Source organism: Sphingopyxis sp. 550A, from assembly GCF_053569535.1.
In genome coordinates, this window is record NZ_CM131615.1 from 2,411,277 (window position 1) to 2,427,012 (window position 15,736).

Genomic DNA, 15,736 nt, shown 5'->3' on the forward strand with positions numbered 1-15,736 from the left:
GGCTCTTTCCGAAAGGATCGCTATTGCCCCATGACACCAGCCTTCTCGCCATGCTCGTTATGGGACTGGTCCTCGCTTTCATCGGCGGATTCATTGCCAGCAGGCTGAAGCTGCCGCCGCTCGTCGGCTATCTGCTCGCAGGCGTGGCGGTCGGCCCCTTCACTCCCGGCTTCGTCGGCGATGCTGCGCTGGCGAACCAGCTCGCGGAGATCGGCGTGATCCTGCTGATGTTCGGTGTCGGGCTGCATTTCTCGATCAAGGATTTGGTCGCTGTCCGCAGGATCGCCATCCCCGGCGCGCTCGTCCAGATCGTGGTTGCGGCCCTGCTCGGGGCGGGCCTGGTGCATCTCTGGGGCTGGACCACCGGGGCGGGCCTGGTTTTCGGTCTTGCCCTGTCGGTCGCGTCGACCGTCGTGCTGCTGCGCGCGCTCGAGCAGCGCAATACGCTCGATTCGATCAACGGCCGGATCGCCGTGGGTTGGCTGATCGTCGAGGATCTCGTCATGGTGCTGGCCCTTGTGTTGCTGCCGGCGTTAGGGCGCGCGCTGGGAGGGGAAGGAGCTTCGGGCGGCGCGGGCGATATCGCGCTCGTCTTGCTTGTCACGCTCGGAAAGGTTGCGCTGTTCCTTGCGCTTGTCCTGATCGTCGGAACGCGCGCCGCGCCCTGGATATTGGAACGTGTCGCCCGAACGGGCTCGCGCGAATTGTTCACTCTGTCGGTTCTCGCGACCGCGCTCGGTATCGCTTTCGGCTCGGCCGCCCTGTTCGGCGTGTCCTTCGCACTCGGCGCCTTCTTTGCTGGCGTGATCCTCAGCGAAAGCGATTTCAGTCATCGGGCGGCCGCGGACTCGCTGCCGTTGCAGGATGCTTTTGCCGTCCTGTTCTTCGTCTCGGTCGGGATGCTGTTCGATCCGGGCATCCTGGTCCGTGAACCGTCCGCCGTTCTGGCAGTGCTGGCGATCATTCTGGCCGGCAAGTCGGTTGCGGCGTTTGGGATCGTGCTGGCCTTCGGCTATCCGGCGCGGACGGCGCTGACCGTCTCGGCGAGCCTGGCGCAGATCGGCGAGTTCTCCTTCATCCTGATCGGCCTGGGCGTCACCTTGGGGCTGGTCGAGGCGGAAGCGAGGGACTTGGTCCTCGCCGGCGCGCTGCTGTCGATTACGCTCAATCCGCTCGTCTTCATCGCTTTCGACGGCTTCGAGAGATGGCTGCGACGACGACCGCGGCTGTTGGCATTGCTGGAGCGGGGAGGCGATGAGAGCCATTCCCGTCTGCCCGACGCGAAGCACAGCAGCTTTCGCCATCACGCGGTCGTTGTCGGCTACGGCCGGGTCGGGCGCGTGGTCGGTAGGATGCTCAAGAGCGAAGGTCTTCCCGTTATCCTCGTCGACAAGGATCGACGCCGCGTCGAGGCGCTGCGCGAGCGCGGCATTACGGCCATCTATGGCGAAGCATCGACCCCGGGTATTCTCGAGGCGGCGGATATCGCCCAGGCGCGGCTGCTCGTGATCGCGACGCCGGATGGCTTTCAGACACGGCGCATCATCGAGATCGCGCGCGAGCTCAATCCCGAAATCGACACCGCGATCCGGACCCACAGCGAAGCCGAGGTCGCCCATCTCGAAGGTCAGGGCGTCGGCCTCGCGATCATGGGCGCGCGCGAGCTGTCGTTCGGCCTCGCCGGCTATGCGCTGCGCAGCCTCGGCATTTCGAAGAAGCGCGTAGCGGCCATCGTTCAGAAGGAGCGCGTATCCGGGGAAGGCGGCGCGTTCGAGCGCCGGCCCGACATACCGCCTCGCGAAGCGCCAGAACTGCGCCAGCGCCGGGGGGATGACGAGGATGCAGGCTGATCCGGTGCGCAGGCCCATTCTGCGTGGCGAATTGATGCCCGCATCATGTCCGTCTGTGATAGGATGTGTCATCACCCGATTTCGATCGCAAGCTTCCCGTGACTGAGAGACCTCGAGCTCCCGCTTGCCCAGCGGGAGTCTATTCGATGATTTCCATCCACGAACCCTCGCGATCTTTCGGCCGGATCATTCGGTTGTGGAACCGGCTTCTCCATCACGGGCTGGAACATGTTCCGCAAACGATGGGAAACGCGTTTCACCAGTCGCGGCGCCGGCGACACGACCTCGAGCGCGCAATCGAAAGCTGGGAGCGCGAAAACGACGCCTGCTCGGGGGCGCCGCAAACAGCCCATCCTCAAGTCGTGTCGTCGTCTTCTGTCCAGCATGCCCTTGAGCAATGGGACAATGAGGGCGGAGCACAACCAGCGAAAGGAACGCGATCATGATACTGCACAATCTCTTCGGCCGTCACCTCGTCGATTTCAAGGCGAGCCACTGGGATCGGGGGCGCTTCGTCAGCCATTGCACCGTTTGCGGTTGCGAGATGGTCAAACTACCCGGCTTGGTATGGCAGGCGAGCGGACGGCGGGGCTGAGACGATCGGCTCTGCCGCTCGACCGGACGGAATCGCTCTATTAGCGACCCGGCATGATAAACAGGAACAATGCCCTATCCCGCGCGTCTTCTCCATGCCCACTACCGGGCAATTGAAGAGAGGAGAATGGTCATGGTCAACCCCGACCAGAACCAGACCGGCAGCCAGCCGGGCCGCAAGTCGGAAGGCGAGCGCCAGCCCCAGCAGGAGGACGGCGGCCGCCGTCAGCCCGGCCAGCCGGACCGCGACAAGCGGCCTCAGCAGGGTGGAGAAGCGGAAAAGCCGGGCAAGCAGAGCAGCTAGTCCGAGCTAACCGATCGTCCCCAGGCCGGGCTGCGTGTCGATACGTGGCCCGGTTTCGTTTTGGAAGTGTCCTGCCGCGCTTCAAGTCATTCCCGCTCGCCGACAGTATCCGATTTTCCTTCACATGCGGGAACGGCATGCCTGTGCAACCGCGTCGGCAAGGCTGGCATAGCGATAGCCGTCTAGGAGATAGGTCGCGGCGGGCACGCGGGTAATGCCGTATCGATCGAGTGTTTCACGCTCGGCGGCGTCGATACCGCCGCATTTGCATGACCGGTCGTTGCCGGACGGGGTCTTGTCCATGTCGAAGCCTTTCAATCCTTGAGCTGGTCGAGAAGTGTCGTGATCCTGATCGTGGCGACGGTCGAAAAGGCGTCCGATATGGCATAGGGAAGCAGGATGCGCTCTCCGACCTTGATGGCGCCGCACGAATAGACGACGTTCGGGACATAGCCATGGCGCTCCGCGGTCGCGGGCTGGACGAGCGGTACGCGCGAGCGCCCGAGCACGCGCGAGGGATCGTCCTTATCGAGCAGAACCGCGCCGATCGAATAATGGCGTACGGGGCCGACGCCATGGGTGAAGAGCAGCCAGCCTTCGTCGAGTTCGATGGGCGAGCCGCAATTGCCGATTTGGACGAACTCCCAAGGATATTTGGGCTTCACGATCACCTCGCCGAGGCTCCATTCGTGGAGGTCGTCCGACAGGATGAGGTGCAGGCTCTCATTGTCGTGGCGCGCGATCATCGCATAGCGCCCGCCGATCTTTCGCGGAAAAAGCGCCATCCCCTTGTTGTGCGCCGCAGCGCCCTTGAGCGGTGCCAGATGGAATGTCACGAAGTCCCGGGTTTCGATCAGCTCCGACCTTATGCCGCTTCCGCTGTAGGCGGTGAAGGTCGCATAATAGATGGTCTGGCCTTCGTCGTGGAAGGCGACGAAGCGGGCATCCTCGATCCCGTTCGCCTGCCTCTCGGTGACGGGGAAGATCACCCGCTCCGCGATGTCGCTGGCGGGATCGAAGCCGAGTTCCAGACGATCGCCGACACGGGCGGTCACGACGGGCGTCGCGGCGAGCCGCGCGGGCGGGTCGATGGTAACGGTTCCGTCGGCGGCCAATATTCCCGACCGGAACGTCAGGGAAGAGATGTGGCCTTCGCCGACCGCGCGCAGGCTAAGGATGAAGCGGCGGCATCCTGCGGCGACTCCCGACTGGTCGGGGTGCGGCACGATGCTGGGATTGAACAGCGCGGCTGCTTCGAAGCTGTACTCATGAAGAAAGTAGGCGCCGACGAGCTGACGCTGCGCCTGCGAGAAGCTCTTGTGAGCTGTGAAGGCATCCTCCATTTCCGCGGCGCGCCGTTCGAATATTGCGGGGAGGTTGCGGTGCCGGTCGTCGAAGTTTCGCAGCGTTTCGGCAAGCAGCGCGTCGGTCTCGTCCGCGGTCATTGCGAGGACGCGGTCGACGATGTGATTGGCGCGGGTCTTGTCGACGGGATGCAGGTCTCGGGGTTCGACCGCCGGCCGGAACGGCCGGACGACGACGCGCGACGGGTCGGGCCGCAAGTGAAGCGCCTGCCGGTTGAAGAAGGGTGCGGATGGCGGAGCCCCGTCAGGCATTGATGGCTTCGTGTGTGGATGGGCTCGGCTGTGACGGCGCCCGCCGGTCCGCCGCTCTCAGGCGCTGCATATCGGCCAGCGCGAGCAGGAAGGATAGCACCGATTCGGCCCCCCGGTTCTCGTTCGCGCGGTCCGGGTGGAGGCCGTCGCGGCAACTGCCCGTCGCGAGGTCAGCCAGCTTGATGCCGAGATCGTTCGCGCCAAGAAACCATGCGAAGGCGCGCTCGGCTTCCGCACGCCACGAAGAGTCTGGATCGACGCCTTTCGCCGCGATACAGGCCGCGATCGTCGCGCAAGCCTCCAGCGGCTGTTGATCGAACGGTTCGGGACTATTGCGCGAGGTCATCAGGAAGCCATGCGAGCCGACGGGCCGGAAATGACCTTCGGGCGCCGTCTGCATCGCCACCAACCAGCGCAGACTTCGCAATCCCGCTTCGACCATGGTCGCCGAGAGCGCTGCGGCGCCCGTGACGATCAGCGCTTGCGGCAGCCGGGCGTTGTCATAGCTGAGGCCATTTTCGAACCATGTCCATTCGGGACCTTCCTGTTCGCCCAGCAACCTTTCGAGGCGGCCGGCGAGTTCGGCACGCAGGCGCGCGGCGGCATGATCTTCGGCATAAACCGCGCAATAGGATGCGAGGCCGAGCAAGGTGAACGCCCAGGACCGCGGTGAGGTGAAGGCCTCGACGTCGGCCAGCGCCTCGCTGAACAGCTCTTTTGCCCAGCGCGCATGGCCAAGGGAGCAGGCACGCGCACTATAGGCGCCCAGCGCCCAGAGCGTCCGCCCGTGACTGTCCTCCGAGCCCGCATCTTCCAGCCATCGCCGGTCGAAGCCCATGAAATTGCGAAAACGCCGATTGCCCGGATTCCAGCCGTGCTGGATGAAGGCCGCGAATGTGGATGACAGCCGGCGCGCCAGCGGCGCATCGGGGCCGCCGGCGAGACCGCAGCACAGGAGCAGCGCCCGTGCATTGTCGTCGATGCAATATCCATGACTGCGGTCGGCGATTGCGTGAACGGCATGCTGGAATATCCCCGTGTCGTCGGACATCGCGGCGAGATGGTCGAGCGAGATCGGTGGGAGGTCGGGTTGGACGTTCGTCCGCAGGCGGACTGGCCCGGGTTCGGGCATCCCCGCCTGGCCGCCGGACGCGAGCCTGCGCTCACGGCAAGCCTTGCGAAAGCTCGCGGCATAGCGCCGCGCCGAATTGGCCCAGATCATGGGGCGGCTCGCCGCATAGGCCTTGCGCCCCATCGCCAGACGTTCGGTGTCGTTGCCCAGCAGATCGGAAATCGCCGGGCCGAAGCCTGCCGGATTGTCGAACGGGATCAGGACGCCCGACCCGTCGGCGAGCAACTCGGCGGCGTGCCAATAGGGCGTGGAAACGACCGGACGCCCCAGACCATGCGAATAGGCGAGCGTTCCCGACGTCATTTGCGCCGCCGCCAGATAGGGCGTCGCATAGACATCGCACATCGCGATATGGTCGAGCAGTTCGGGGCGGTCGACGAAACGGTTGATGAACGCGACATGGTCATCGAGGCCAAGCTCGCGTACCCGCGCCGTCAGCGTGTCGCGATAACGCTCGCCCTCACGGGCCAGCAAGGCGGGGTGGGTGGCGCCCATCACCACATAGAGGACATCGGGCGTGCGCCGGACAATCTCGGGCATGGCCTCGATCATCGTCTCGATACCTTTGTTCGGGCTCATCAGCCCGAATGTCAGGATCACCTTGCGATCGGTAAACCCCAACCGCTCCTTGGCGGCTCGCGCCGAGGCGAGCGGAACATCGGGAATGCCGTGGGCGATAACGTCAATCTTCCCCGGATCGGCGCCATAGACATTGATCAGCATGTCGCGGGCCTTGTCGGCCATGACGACCACCCGCGCCGATGCGGTAACGATATCCTTCATGACGCGGCGCTGCGCCGTGGTCGGCCGATCGAGAACCGTGTGCAAGGTGGTGACGAGCGGCGCATCGAGCCTCGCTACGAGGCCGAGAATCAGCGCGCCTGCCTCGCCGCCGAAGATGCCGAACTCATGCTGGAGGCAGACGAGATCGAACGCCTCGCGATTGATGAAATCGGCGGCGGCGCGATAGTCGGCCACCTGGCCCTGCCGGATTGTCTTGCGGACGGCTGGCGGAAATTCGTGGTCGCCGCCCGGCTCGATCATCGCGACAATGGCCGTATCCGCAACCTCGCCGAGCGCGCCGACCGCGAGTTCGAGGTCGGTCGTGAAGGTGGCTATGCCGCAGCGGCGCGGGAGGGCATTGCCGACGAACGCGATCCGCAGCGCCGGCGTGTGCAGGCCATCTCAGTGCTTGCCTTTCGGTTTGGCGGTCATTTTCACCGCAGACGCCTCTTGGGCGGCAAGGGCAGTGAGTGCTTTGGGTTTTGCTGCCTTGGGCTTGCGGATCTCGCGATTGCTGCGCTTTTGCGATTTTGCCATGTCAGACGTCCTTCCTTTCGATCATCCGATACGAGAATTCGTCCGAACGCCGCGGGCGGGCCGAAGCGATCGCTCCGCTCCGGACATTCGGAGAAAGATAGGGACGGTGACGGTAGGGGAAGGATTTGAAGCACTGACCGAGGCTTTCGATCTTGCGCCGATATCGCATGACCTCCGAGGGTTTGGTCGCGGCGGAATAGCGCATCAGCGCGATCTGTTCGTCTTCGAGTAGCTGATTGAGGCACATGGTGCGTGCTCCTGCATCAAGCGAGAGCACAATTTTTGTCCCTCTGTCACATGGAGCTTGTTCAAAATTCAGGTGATGAGGGCCTTATACCACGGATCGCGCAAACCACCCCACGAATTCGGGGCAATTCGAATGCCTATATGTTTATCATTGCGGCCAACACTTCCCGGGCAGAGCGACACCAACCTGACGGCAATGGCTATGATCTGTTGATTTTGGAGGATTTGCGCGCGGTTGCGAACGCAGTCGGCCGCACGCCTCGCCGGGGGCAATCGACCGCATTCGTATCGAGCCCGTTCGCTATTGGCTTGTCGTTTCCGCAGCGTTGCGCCGCGCGCGATCAATTCATTAGTCCTGCCTGGGCGGCCTGCCTATGTCATGGAGCGTATGAAGGCGCTCGCCGACGATTTGCCAGATATGGGCGGCCCCGCGATCGCCAAGGCGAACCGCCCCGGCTTCCTCGTCGACGGCAAATTGTTCCGAAGCATTGCCGTAGCGATATTCCGCGTCGAGCATCGCCCTTGAAATGACCTGTTCGCGATCAGGCGCATCGGCTTGTTCGCTCAAGCTGCGCTCCCGAATCCGCTGGCGGAGGAGTTCGGCGCGTTCATCATGGATGTTGACGTTTCGCCAAGTCTCCAAGGGCAATTGCCCGGTATGGCCGCGCGCGATGTCCTTGTCCGTCGATGGCCATGCAGAGCCGGGATTGACGGCGCTGCTGCTCCCACCGTCGTCCATCGATATATTGTCGGCAAGCGCTGCGAGCGCCATTTCATCGTATCCGAGCGACCGATAGATATCGCGGCCGATGACCCAGCGCGCTTCTTCTATCTCGGCCAGTCGATCGACTATATCTTCGAGTGCGGAGGCGCTGCGTTCTTGGGGCGTCATGCTGAGCGCCTTATGAATGAGAAGCTCGGCAATGAATGTGTCGCCGAGGAAATCCGCATATCCGGCAGCCTGCTCCGAGGTTGTCGGGTCGGCTTTGAGGCGGGCGGAACCGGGCCGCCTTTTGTCGGCAGGCCCGTCGTCGAGACCGCGCCGGTCGCGATATTCGGCGATCCGCCTGGCATAAGAGTCGGACAGATCGAAGCTGGACGGAGGATGTCCGTCGCGCCGCGCCCGGCTTACGGCAATCAAGGCCATCTGATGATGATAGAGAAGTTGATCGAAATCCATATTCCGTCTCCCGCGTGCGGGAGCGCGAAAGTCTCTCGGTCGCCAACATGCAAAAATGAGGCTGACGATACCCCCGTAGGTGGTGCGAACAACCGCTCTTTACAAGGCCAGATGGTCGCGCTGACCCGTTTCGCAGCGAACCACCGCGGTATCGTTGCGATCCCCAAGTCTGTGCGCCAGGAACGCATGGTCGAGAATTTCGCGATCCTCGACTTCCAGCTCGACGACGAGGATCTCGCCAGGATCGCGACCCTCGATCGGAAGGCCAGCAGCTTCTTCGATCACCGCGACCCGGCGAAGGTGAGGTGGCTCGGTACCCGCAAGCTTTAGGTCGATGAAAGGCTTCGCGCCGTCCCGGCGCGACGCAAATGCCGCACATGATCGAGAAGGCTGCCGCGACGGCGGTTCAACTTATGCCTGCCGAGACGGCCGAGCTTAGCCAAAGCCGAACAACCGCGGCGCGACGGCATTCCAGATGTCACTGCGTGCGATCCGCGACTCGGTCGTGTGGAACGGAATCAGGATCAGCGCAGCCCGGAGCGGTACCGGATGAATCGGTTCCACCCAAGCCCCCCAAGATCTGAATCATAGGACCCTCTCCCGGAAAATCGCCGGAAATCGTCTGGCTCGTCGGCTGTGGTCTTGGCTGTGAAGCGACGGGGTGCCACCGGCCAAACATTTGGTCAGCCGTTCGAAGCGCGCCGGATTTTGGATTCCCGCAAGGCCGGCGATATATTCGGGAGATAATTGGAGTCGCACCTATGGGAACGAAGGCCACTCGCGACCTGTGGGGCCAAGCCCTCGCCATCGAAAATCAGTTTGGCGATCGTGGGCCCGAGGTTCTCGCACGGCGTATCGACCGGCTGCGCGATGCTGGTGAAATCGAGGACGCGGAATTCTGGTCGCAGGTCGCCGGATGCCTGACCGATCTGCATGCGATCCGCCTGCCGGGCGCTTGCGCCGTCAATATGGACGGGCCGCGCGGCCAGCGCCAAAGTGCACACACGCCATGCAATTCGGCCTCGCCGGATACACCCGCGGAACGCGTGCAATTGAACTCAGTCGATCAGTTTCAGAGTGATTAGCTCGACCCTTTCTCTTCGACGGGTTCAATATCGGCTATCAAAGCACCCAGGCTGAATTTCGGCGCCGCTCGGTTGTCGGCTGCAAGCCGCTGTCGATCCGCAGCATTGCGAGCCGGCAAGCACGGGGCCGAACCCCCTCTCTTGTAAATGAGAAGCCGCTACCCCATCTCCATGAGATCGTCGGCGTCCTTTCGCTTGCCGGGGACTGAGAGACCATCGCGCTCCCGCTGAACGGGAGGTGGACGTGGATCTCAATCAACTCCTTTATCATCACCAGATGGCGCTGATCGCAGCGAACCGCGCCCACCGCGATGGGCGGCCCCACGCCAATTTCGATCTTCCGCGCTATTATGCGAAGCGGATCGGCGAGTATCGCGCGCGGCGCGGCCTCGGCGTCGGTCCGGCCCTCATGGCCGATCGAGACGGCGGCCCGCGCGCGGATCCTCCGACCTCGGCACAGGGCGACGACTATCCGGTTTTTCTTGGCGACACGCTGGTTGCCGAACTTCTCGTCAACAAGGCGCTGGCCATGACCGAGGCCGAGCGCGCGGCATGCGCGCTGGGCGGCATAGCCGAGCGCTTGACCGATCTCCACGAAGAGCTGTGGGTCATCGGACACGATATCTACCAGGCCCTCGATCTCGACGAGGAAAAACTCGCGAAGCTGGCTGCCGACCTGCCTCCGCCCCCCCCCCACGAACGGCAGGCCGTGCATCTGCGGCCTTTCCGCCCGCAGTCGGACGAGGGCATCGTCCATAGCTATGTTGACCAGTTCAGCGTGGGAAGCTTTCGCTATACCAATATCGAGGATGCCCGCGCCGCGCTGCGTCGTCAGCGCGAGAGCGCTGCGAATTCCGGGAGGCAAGCCAATGATGCCTGACCGCAAGGAGATGCCGGCGGCGCGCGCGCGGACCAATCCGTTCAGGCGGCGCCGGCCCTTCGCACCGCTTCCGCCGCAAGAAGCGAAGCGTCAGGGCGCGATCAGCGCGCTCGCTTTCCAGTTGCTCGGCGGGCGCGATCCCGCGCTGACCTTCCTGAATGGCGAAAGCGCCGAATTGCGCGGCCGCCCGATCGCAATCGCCACCCTGAGCGATACGGGCTACGCTCTCGTCGAGCGGGAAATCCGCTCGCGCGCGGCCGAGACCGGTGAGCGCCATGTCAGGTGATCGGGAAGCCGCGCGGCATATCACGCGCACATGGTTCGAGTGGGAAATCGACGGGCTGGCACGCAAAGTCATTCTTGTCGTCGAAACCGATCTGGCCATGCAGCCCGACGAGCAGGACTATGACGCGCTTACTCTCGACATGCTGCGTACGGAAGCGATCGCCCGGTCGCGGGCGTCGCCCGGCGCGATCGATCGCATTCGCATCGTGCCCGTTCGCTACTAGTGGCCATGACACAGGGATGGAGCATCCGGCATGGCCGATTATGAAATCACCGGCATCCGGCAAGGCGGGATGGACGGACGGACGCATCATATCGAGGCGGTAAAAGTCGGCGAAAGCCTGTTCCTCGTCGATCAGATCATCGACTGGACGAAGGACGAGGTTCATCGCTTCTGGATATGGTTCCAGGAAGAGAGGATCGATATCGTGGCGCTACAGCACGGCTCGTCGCGGCGTTTTTATCTCACCGTCGACGGTGGCGGTTTCCCGCCGGCTGCTTTGCTGTCGCTCCCGCGCGTTTGATAGCGCGCGGGATTTGGACTTTCTGCTGCACCGGAAATCGTGCGGGCCATCGCGAAGAGACTTCGGACGATCGGGCAAATCTCCATCGCAAAAGGGCCTCGCATCTGCATGCGAAGCCCTTTCATCCTCTGCGCTCGTGACCAAAGGAAGCCCCATTGGCCTTCCCGGGTCGCGAGGAAAGCCTTTGTCATACGACAATAGGCCGATGCTAGGCGATGTCGAGCGCGATCGCGCCCGAGCCGGTCTTTATCACCGCGACGGGCCGCCGCGCATGCGCGCTGCTATATCCGACAAAATCAGGTTCGAGACCGCGTTTTTCGCGAAACCGGTTGATCCGCCGGGCATAATGGTTCGGGAGATCGAAACCGGCGGGTGCTTCGCCGGCGCGGTGTGCCCGGTCGGCAGCGATCACGGCCATTTGATGATGATAGAAGAGCTGGTTCATATCCATGATGGTGTCCTGGTGGGGCCTTTCGTCATGCTGACGGCCGCCGTGCCGGTGATTCAGGTTCGCGCTCGCGGATTCAGGCGAGACATTGGGCACGGACCGCTTCGGCGAGCCGATCCCTGTCAGCGCGGGCCTGTTCGGATTTGAACTGGCGGTTGGCCAGCGCGTGCCACGCGGCGGCCGAACGGAGATTGCGCTCGCGAACCAGTGTCAGGTCCGCCGCGGCGGCGGCGGCCTCGCATCGCTCGGCCTGTTCGCGATAATTGTCGCTGGTTGCTGCCACGGCGCTTTCCTTTCGTTCAATCGATCATGTCGGCGATCAGCCGCTTCAGTTCGCGGCGCGAGAGCGTTGGCGAACGGCGCGGCGTGCGGCCTATCACGATCGGATTGCCTGCCAGCGGGAGGCCGGCGAGCGCGGGTAGAATGGTGTTGGTCTGAAACATATTGGTCTTCTTGATTCTCAGGTGTCAGCGGCGCTTGCGCGCGCCGCCGGCTGGACCGCCGGGGCCGCGATCGCGGTAGACGATGCGGCCCTTGGTCAGGTCATAGGGCGTCATTTCGACGCGGACGGCGTCGCCGACCACCGAACGGATACGAAAGCGTCGCATCCGTCCGGCGGTATAGGCGATCAGCCGATGGCCATTTTCAAGGATGACGCGGAACCGCCCGTCGGGCAGGATTTCCTCGATCGAGCCCTCGAAGCTGAGGACATCTTCCTTGGCCATTGCCGAAGGGCCGGGTCAGGCCGCTTCGAGATTGACCGCGGAGATCTTGCCGTCGCGGCCGGTTTCCAGTTCGTACGAGACGCGCTGGTCCTTGCCCAGCGACGCCATTCCGGCGCGCTCGACGGCAGTCACATGGACGAAGCTGTCGCCCGAGCCGTCTTCATTCGAGATGAAGCCATAGCCCTTGTCGCTGTTGAAGAATTTGACTTTGCCGATCGGCATGAGTGTTTCCTTTCACGAAAACAGGATATCCGCCGGCAAAAGCACCGACAGAGCTGGAAGCGTGAGAAGGGAAGAATCGCCCCGGAGCGGGGTATCAAAATTCCGTCGCAGGCGACGTTAGCAACTGTGATATGGGCCATCCTTTTCGAAAAGTCAAGTTTCTGCCTGGATTTTCATTAAATGGCGAGGGCGGTGTTTCCTGTTTTTCTCTTTGAGGACTGGAATTATTCAATCGCAGCTTCTTACGGTCGCGGCCTCTCGTCGCCTTCTCGACCTGCTGGCGGATCTGCGCGATGCGCGTCGATGTCAGCTCTGGTGCCGATATAAGCGTCGTGTGCTCTGCATGAGCTATTGATTGGGACGTCGCCAACGCGGCGGGATTGGCTGGATGTATCTATGTCCGTGCCGGGCGGAATAACCACCTTCCAGAGCCGCACAATGCATAGCTTCCTATGTCTTCTGCAATAAGCGCCGTTCCAAGAGGCTTGCGAAACCACGGCGGCCATCTGCGATAATAGCGACGGTTAAGGGGGCAACGGAACTTCAGCCTGCGGTTCGGTTTAATTCAATCGCCATTGTTAGCGTCTGTCGTGCTTGACCATTCGGCTCTCGGCGCGGCGATCGCTTGCGTCAACAACGCAGTCTGGCCAGTGTCGATATATGTAGACGACATCATCGTGTCCTCGCACGATGTTGCGACGGTTGATCATGCTTTGAGCGAAATACGCGCTGCCGCCGATGCATCCGGCTTCGTTATAAATGATGCCAAGTCCGATGGGCCCGCAGCAGAGATCACCGCTTTCAACATCCATATCGGTAGCAGGCGTATGGAAATTGCTGCTGATCGGATGGTCGAATTTCTCGAAAATATTCAAGGCGGTTCGGACGAACAAGTCGCCGGAATCCTGAATTATGTCGGTAGCGTAAATGAAGGTCAGAGGGAGCTACTTGTAGCTGGGAGGGACTAACCCGAATCTATCGGCTTTCAAATACCGGATACGGGATGGCTATAAGCGCCCTTCGGTCGATCACGGTATCCGCAAAAGGTAGGATGCTCCGGCGGCCAGCCGCTCTGTCGGAACGCTATTCGCCCAAAACGCTGAAAGTGTTGAGGAACCTTCGAAAGTCGCGGCCTCGTCGATCAATTTCCTATTCCGCGCTCCGCGGCGCGGTCTCCTAGCACTAACTGTGCTCGGCCAAATGCCCAAGCATGTCGAGTAATACCGTACGGCGTGCGGCATCGTGCTCGACCGGCCGCTGGCGGAGAGCGAAAAGGACGGCGGTGCCCGCATTTCGGCTCGGGCTCATCAGAGGTGGAACGGCCGACATCAGGCGCGATGCAGTCACGCCGATACCTATAGCGAAATCTGATAGCCCTTCGCACTGCGTCGCGGCGCGTCATCACGCGCCATAACCGTCATATGAGATTTCACCGACCCGGCTGATTTTTGGGACGCCGACGCGATCCCTGCGTCGCCGGGAAAATGTCTTAACGCCTACCAAACTCCTTGTCGGACAGATTTTCGTCGTTTTCGCGATGGTAATCGCAGGCGTCTGGATCGTCACGCAATGGTGTGCGGCACAGCTAGGTTATCAGCCGCAGCTTGGACCGGCATGGTTTGTCCTGTTCGACACGCCGGTCTATCGGCCGTGGGCGATATTTCCGTGGTGGTATCACTACGAAGCCTACGCGCCCGAGGTTTTCGACAAGGCCGGGATGATCGCCGGAGCGAGCGGCTTTCTCGGCTGCGCGTCCGCCATCGCCGGGTCGCTATGGCGCGCGCGCCAGTCGCGGCATGTCACCACATACGGCTCCGCGCGCTGGGCTACAAACGGCGAGATCGACCGCGCCGGCCTGCTCAGCGACAGCAGCGTCTTTCTCGGCCGCAAGCGGTGGCGCTATCTTCGCCACGACGGGCCGGAGCATGTCATGGCCTTCGCCCCGACGCGCTCGGGTATGCGTCCGCATAGCCGCCGCGGTGAAACTCACCGGCATAGGTCGATCGACGCTCTACGAACTCATCAAGGCCGGCGAGCTTGAAACGGTAAAGGTCGGTCGATCAACCTTCGTCCGATACGCCAGTCTCAAGCGCCTGTTCGAGAAAAGTTAGGTGCCATGAGCGAGCCGCAGGAACGACAGGCAAGATCGCTCGCGCCTGTCCATAGGCAATTTATCCTGCAATTTCGCGTTTTCGCCAAATGCAGGATGAAGGACAAGTAAGCCCCACCACCGGCGTGTTCGATTCCCTTTTTTCGCGTTTCATCCCTCTTTTCGATTCCCATTTTTTCTTTGTGGTCGCGTGAGGGTATGTCCTGTCCGATCGGAGAGAATATTCAATATTAACATGCCATTAGGTGGATGGTGTGGCTCCCGCTACCCTCCATTCTCCACATCGCCTATACATGATCGCCCTTCTCGCACGCGGCGTCGCCGCGTTCGATCTGAAGCGTCGCATGTTCGATCTCGAACCGGTCGTGCAATTGGTCGGCCACGCGCCGCCGAACCTGCTGCTCGTCTTCCGACGCGTCGACGACCACATGGGCGGTCAAGCTCCGGTCGTCGCCGGCGACCGACCAGAGGTGCAGGTCGTGGACGCTCGCGACGCCCGCGACATCGGCGATGGCCGCGCGCACCGCGTCGAGATCGATGCCGCGCGGAACACCCTGAAGCAGGATGTTCGTCGTATCGCGCAGCAATATCCAGGTGCGCGGCAGCACCCACAGGCCAATGGCGATGGCGACGGCCGGATCGACCCAGGTCCAGCCGGTCAGCCAGATGAGCGCCGCGGCCAGCAGAACGCCGACCGAACCGAGCATGTCCGCCCAGACTTCCAGATAGGCGCCCTTCACATTCAGGCTCCGGTCGCGCCCGCCGGCGAGCACGCGCATCGCGATCAGATTGACCACGAGCCCGAAGAAGGCGACGACCAGCATACCGACCGAGCCGACCGGCTGCGGATCGAGGAAGCGCTGGACGCCTTCATAGAGAACATAGCCCGCGATGGCGAAGAGTAGCAGCGCATTGAACGACGCGGCGAGAATCTCGAACCGTCGATAGCCATAGGTGCGCTTCTTGTCGGCCGGCCGCTGCCCGATCCGGATTGCCGCCAGCGCAATCGCCAGCGCCGCGGCATCAGTGAACATATGCGCCGCATCGGACAGGAGAGCGAGGCTGTTGAACAGCCACGCCCCCGCCAGTTCGGCGATCAGGAAGCTGCCGGTAAGGGCAAGCGCGATCGAAAGGCTGCGGGCGTTCGCACCGGCCGCATGGTCGTGCGCATGACCCCCGCCACCTTCGCCATGGTCATGCTGATGTCCCATCGAA

23 protein-coding genes and 1 pseudogene are annotated in these 15,736 nt (G+C 62.6%); 12 read left to right on the top strand and 12 right to left on the bottom strand.

Features of this window, described 5'->3' with window-relative positions:
- The first annotated feature begins 23 nt into the window (after positions 1–23).
- From ybaL to ACVENA_RS11670, 3 genes are all read left to right on the top strand, one after another.
- The gene (gene ybaL / locus ACVENA_RS11660; protein WP_449325511.1) at positions 24–1,850 is read left to right on the top strand and encodes a YbaL family putative K(+) efflux transporter; all 1,827 of its coding nucleotides are present in this window, start codon (positions 24–26) and stop codon (positions 1,848–1,850) included.
- Positions 1,851–2,292: 442 nt separating this feature from the next.
- A complete protein-coding gene (locus ACVENA_RS11665) occupies positions 2,293–2,445 on the top strand; it encodes a hypothetical protein (protein WP_156482940.1) in 153 nt (50 codons plus the stop codon).
- Between the two features lie 126 nt (positions 2,446–2,571).
- Positions 2,572–2,748, top strand: a complete 177-nt coding sequence (locus ACVENA_RS11670; protein ID WP_156482939.1) for a hypothetical protein — start codon at positions 2,572–2,574, stop codon at positions 2,746–2,748.
- Between the two features lie 120 nt (positions 2,749–2,868).
- On the opposite strand, the gene ACVENA_RS11675 is transcribed toward ACVENA_RS11670, so the two are convergent.
- The 6 genes from ACVENA_RS11675 to ACVENA_RS11700 all read right to left on the bottom strand — a co-directional run bounded on the left by ACVENA_RS11675 (position 2,869) and on the right by ACVENA_RS11700 (position 8,242).
- A complete protein-coding gene (locus ACVENA_RS11675; RefSeq protein WP_067184129.1) occupies positions 2,869–3,051 on the bottom strand; it encodes a hypothetical protein in 183 nt (60 codons plus the stop codon).
- Positions 3,052–3,062: 11 nt separating this feature from the next.
- Positions 3,063–4,364: a glycoside hydrolase family 130 protein gene (locus ACVENA_RS11680; protein WP_067184126.1), complete on the bottom strand. Its 1,302-nt coding sequence runs from the start codon at positions 4,362–4,364 to the stop codon at positions 3,063–3,065.
- Positions 4,357–6,540 carry a glycosyltransferase family 4 protein gene (locus ACVENA_RS11685; protein WP_297661134.1) on the bottom strand — a complete coding sequence of 728 codons (2,184 nt, stop codon included), beginning with the start codon at positions 6,538–6,540 and terminating at the stop codon, positions 4,357–4,359. Before ACVENA_RS11685 ends, ACVENA_RS11680 begins: the two co-directional genes overlap by 8 nt.
- 141 nt (positions 6,541–6,681) lie before the next feature.
- Positions 6,682–6,816 carry a hypothetical protein gene (locus tag ACVENA_RS11690; RefSeq protein WP_255211373.1) on the bottom strand — a complete coding sequence of 45 codons (135 nt, stop codon included), beginning with the start codon at positions 6,814–6,816 and terminating at the stop codon, positions 6,682–6,684.
- A 1-nt stretch (position 6,817) separates the two neighbouring features.
- The gene (locus ACVENA_RS11695) at positions 6,818–7,063 is read right to left on the bottom strand and encodes a hypothetical protein (protein WP_067105488.1); all 246 of its coding nucleotides are present in this window, start codon (positions 7,061–7,063) and stop codon (positions 6,818–6,820) included.
- 348 nt (positions 7,064–7,411) lie between these two features.
- Entirely contained in the window at positions 7,412–8,242 is an 831-nt protein-coding gene (locus ACVENA_RS11700; RefSeq protein WP_067105487.1) for a hypothetical protein, read from the bottom strand.
- 111 nt (positions 8,243–8,353) lie between these two features.
- On the opposite strand from ACVENA_RS11700, the gene ACVENA_RS11705 reads away from it, so the two are divergent.
- From ACVENA_RS11705 to ACVENA_RS11730, 6 genes are all read left to right on the top strand, one after another.
- Positions 8,354–8,572 carry a hypothetical protein gene (locus ACVENA_RS11705; protein WP_067184118.1) on the top strand — a complete coding sequence of 73 codons (219 nt, stop codon included), beginning with the start codon at positions 8,354–8,356 and terminating at the stop codon, positions 8,570–8,572.
- Between the two features lie 431 nt (positions 8,573–9,003).
- Positions 9,004–9,327, top strand: coding sequence for a DUF6961 family protein (locus ACVENA_RS11710; protein ID WP_067105485.1), 324 nt, complete (start codon positions 9,004–9,006; stop codon positions 9,325–9,327).
- A gap of 277 nt (positions 9,328–9,604) precedes the next feature.
- Positions 9,605–10,207 (top strand): hypothetical protein, encoded by a 603-nt coding sequence (locus tag ACVENA_RS11715; protein ID WP_449325512.1) that lies wholly within the window; start codon positions 9,605–9,607, stop codon positions 10,205–10,207.
- On the top strand, positions 10,197–10,493 hold the full coding sequence (locus ACVENA_RS11720; RefSeq protein ID WP_067105483.1) for a hypothetical protein: 297 nt from the start codon (positions 10,197–10,199) through the stop codon (positions 10,491–10,493). The genes ACVENA_RS11715 and ACVENA_RS11720 overlap by 11 nt, the downstream gene beginning before the upstream one ends.
- Positions 10,483–10,716, top strand: a complete 234-nt coding sequence (locus ACVENA_RS11725) for a hypothetical protein (protein ID WP_067105482.1) — start codon at positions 10,483–10,485, stop codon at positions 10,714–10,716. Before ACVENA_RS11720 ends, ACVENA_RS11725 begins: the two co-directional genes overlap by 11 nt.
- Positions 10,717–10,746: 30 nt before the next feature.
- Positions 10,747–11,016 (top strand): hypothetical protein, encoded by a 270-nt coding sequence (locus ACVENA_RS11730; protein ID WP_067105481.1) that lies wholly within the window; start codon positions 10,747–10,749, stop codon positions 11,014–11,016.
- Between the two features lie 208 nt (positions 11,017–11,224).
- Here the strand turns inward: ACVENA_RS11730 and ACVENA_RS11735 are convergent, their stop codons facing one another.
- From ACVENA_RS11735 to ACVENA_RS11755, 5 genes are all read right to left on the bottom strand, one after another.
- On the bottom strand, positions 11,225–11,461 hold the full coding sequence (locus tag ACVENA_RS11735; protein WP_257551146.1) for a hypothetical protein: 237 nt from the start codon (positions 11,459–11,461) through the stop codon (positions 11,225–11,227).
- A 79-nt stretch (positions 11,462–11,540) separates the two neighbouring features.
- Positions 11,541–11,747: a hypothetical protein gene (locus ACVENA_RS11740; protein ID WP_212597297.1), complete on the bottom strand. Its 207-nt coding sequence runs from the start codon at positions 11,745–11,747 to the stop codon at positions 11,541–11,543.
- A 16-nt stretch (positions 11,748–11,763) separates the two neighbouring features.
- Positions 11,764–11,907 (bottom strand): hypothetical protein, encoded by a 144-nt coding sequence (locus ACVENA_RS11745; protein ID WP_212597296.1) that lies wholly within the window; start codon positions 11,905–11,907, stop codon positions 11,764–11,766.
- A 24-nt stretch (positions 11,908–11,931) separates the two neighbouring features.
- Positions 11,932–12,189: a translation initiation factor IF-1 gene (gene infA / locus ACVENA_RS11750; RefSeq protein WP_067105478.1), complete on the bottom strand. Its 258-nt coding sequence runs from the start codon at positions 12,187–12,189 to the stop codon at positions 11,932–11,934.
- Between the two features lie 15 nt (positions 12,190–12,204).
- Positions 12,205–12,411, bottom strand: a complete 207-nt coding sequence (locus ACVENA_RS11755) for a cold-shock protein (protein ID WP_067105477.1) — start codon at positions 12,409–12,411, stop codon at positions 12,205–12,207.
- Positions 12,412–13,001: 590 nt separating this feature from the next.
- On the opposite strand from ACVENA_RS11755, the gene ACVENA_RS11760 reads away from it, so the two are divergent.
- The 3 genes and pseudogenes from ACVENA_RS11760 (at position 13,002) to ACVENA_RS11770 (ending at position 14,522) form a co-directional block, all read left to right on the top strand.
- On the top strand, positions 13,002–13,379 hold the full coding sequence (locus ACVENA_RS11760; protein WP_169799620.1) for an RNA-dependent RNA polymerase family protein: 378 nt from the start codon (positions 13,002–13,004) through the stop codon (positions 13,377–13,379).
- Positions 13,380–13,948: 569 nt separating this feature from the next.
- A pseudogene (locus ACVENA_RS11765) lies at positions 13,949–14,368 on the top strand (conjugal transfer protein TraG); the annotation flags it as partial.
- Positions 14,337–14,522 (top strand): helix-turn-helix domain-containing protein, encoded by a 186-nt coding sequence (locus tag ACVENA_RS11770; RefSeq protein ID WP_082737236.1) that lies wholly within the window; start codon positions 14,337–14,339, stop codon positions 14,520–14,522. The pseudogene ACVENA_RS11765 and the gene ACVENA_RS11770, both read left to right, overlap by 32 nt.
- Positions 14,523–14,808: 286 nt before the next feature.
- Here the strand turns inward: ACVENA_RS11770 and ACVENA_RS11775 are convergent, their stop codons facing one another.
- A complete protein-coding gene (locus ACVENA_RS11775; protein WP_449325513.1) occupies positions 14,809–15,732 on the bottom strand; it encodes a cation diffusion facilitator family transporter in 924 nt (307 codons plus the stop codon).
- Between the last annotated feature and the right edge of the window lie 4 nt (positions 15,733–15,736).

Coding starts and splice junctions, on each gene's coding strand:
- ACVENA_RS11710 (WP_067105485.1), top strand. CDS start 9,004: ATGGGAACGAAGGCCACTCGCGACCTGTGGGGCCAAGCCCTCGCCATC.
- ACVENA_RS11665 (WP_156482940.1), top strand. CDS start 2,293: ATGATACTGCACAATCTCTTCGGCCGTCACCTCGTCGATTTCAAGGCG.
- ACVENA_RS11695 (WP_067105488.1), bottom strand. CDS start 7,063: ATGTGCCTCAATCAGCTACTCGAAGACGAACAGATCGCGCTGATGCGC.
- ACVENA_RS11720 (WP_067105483.1), top strand. CDS start 10,197: ATGATGCCTGACCGCAAGGAGATGCCGGCGGCGCGCGCGCGGACCAAT.
- ACVENA_RS11670 (WP_156482939.1), top strand. CDS start 2,572: ATGGTCATGGTCAACCCCGACCAGAACCAGACCGGCAGCCAGCCGGGC.
- ACVENA_RS11775 (WP_449325513.1), bottom strand. CDS start 15,732: ATGGGACATCAGCATGACCATGGCGAAGGTGGCGGGGGTCATGCGCAC.
- ACVENA_RS11685 (WP_297661134.1), bottom strand. CDS start 6,540: ATGATCGAGCCGGGCGGCGACCACGAATTTCCGCCAGCCGTCCGCAAG.
- ACVENA_RS11705 (WP_067184118.1), top strand. CDS start 8,354: ATGGTCGCGCTGACCCGTTTCGCAGCGAACCACCGCGGTATCGTTGCG.
- ACVENA_RS11700 (WP_067105487.1), bottom strand. CDS start 8,242: ATGGATTTCGATCAACTTCTCTATCATCATCAGATGGCCTTGATTGCC.
- ACVENA_RS11680 (WP_067184126.1), bottom strand. CDS start 4,364: ATGCCTGACGGGGCTCCGCCATCCGCACCCTTCTTCAACCGGCAGGCG.
- ACVENA_RS11715 (WP_449325512.1), top strand. CDS start 9,605: ATGGCGCTGATCGCAGCGAACCGCGCCCACCGCGATGGGCGGCCCCAC.
- ACVENA_RS11690 (WP_255211373.1), bottom strand. CDS start 6,816: ATGGCAAAATCGCAAAAGCGCAGCAATCGCGAGATCCGCAAGCCCAAG.
- ACVENA_RS11735 (WP_257551146.1), bottom strand. CDS start 11,461: ATGAACCAGCTCTTCTATCATCATCAAATGGCCGTGATCGCTGCCGAC.
- ACVENA_RS11745 (WP_212597296.1), bottom strand. CDS start 11,907: ATGTTTCAGACCAACACCATTCTACCCGCGCTCGCCGGCCTCCCGCTG.
- ACVENA_RS11730 (WP_067105481.1), top strand. CDS start 10,747: ATGGCCGATTATGAAATCACCGGCATCCGGCAAGGCGGGATGGACGGA.
- ACVENA_RS11770 (WP_082737236.1), top strand. CDS start 14,337: ATGTCATGGCCTTCGCCCCGACGCGCTCGGGTATGCGTCCGCATAGCC.
- ACVENA_RS11755 (WP_067105477.1), bottom strand. CDS start 12,411: ATGCCGATCGGCAAAGTCAAATTCTTCAACAGCGACAAGGGCTATGGC.
- infA (WP_067105478.1), bottom strand. CDS start 12,189: ATGGCCAAGGAAGATGTCCTCAGCTTCGAGGGCTCGATCGAGGAAATC.
- ACVENA_RS11725 (WP_067105482.1), top strand. CDS start 10,483: ATGTCAGGTGATCGGGAAGCCGCGCGGCATATCACGCGCACATGGTTC.
- ACVENA_RS11675 (WP_067184129.1), bottom strand. CDS start 3,051: ATGGACAAGACCCCGTCCGGCAACGACCGGTCATGCAAATGCGGCGGT.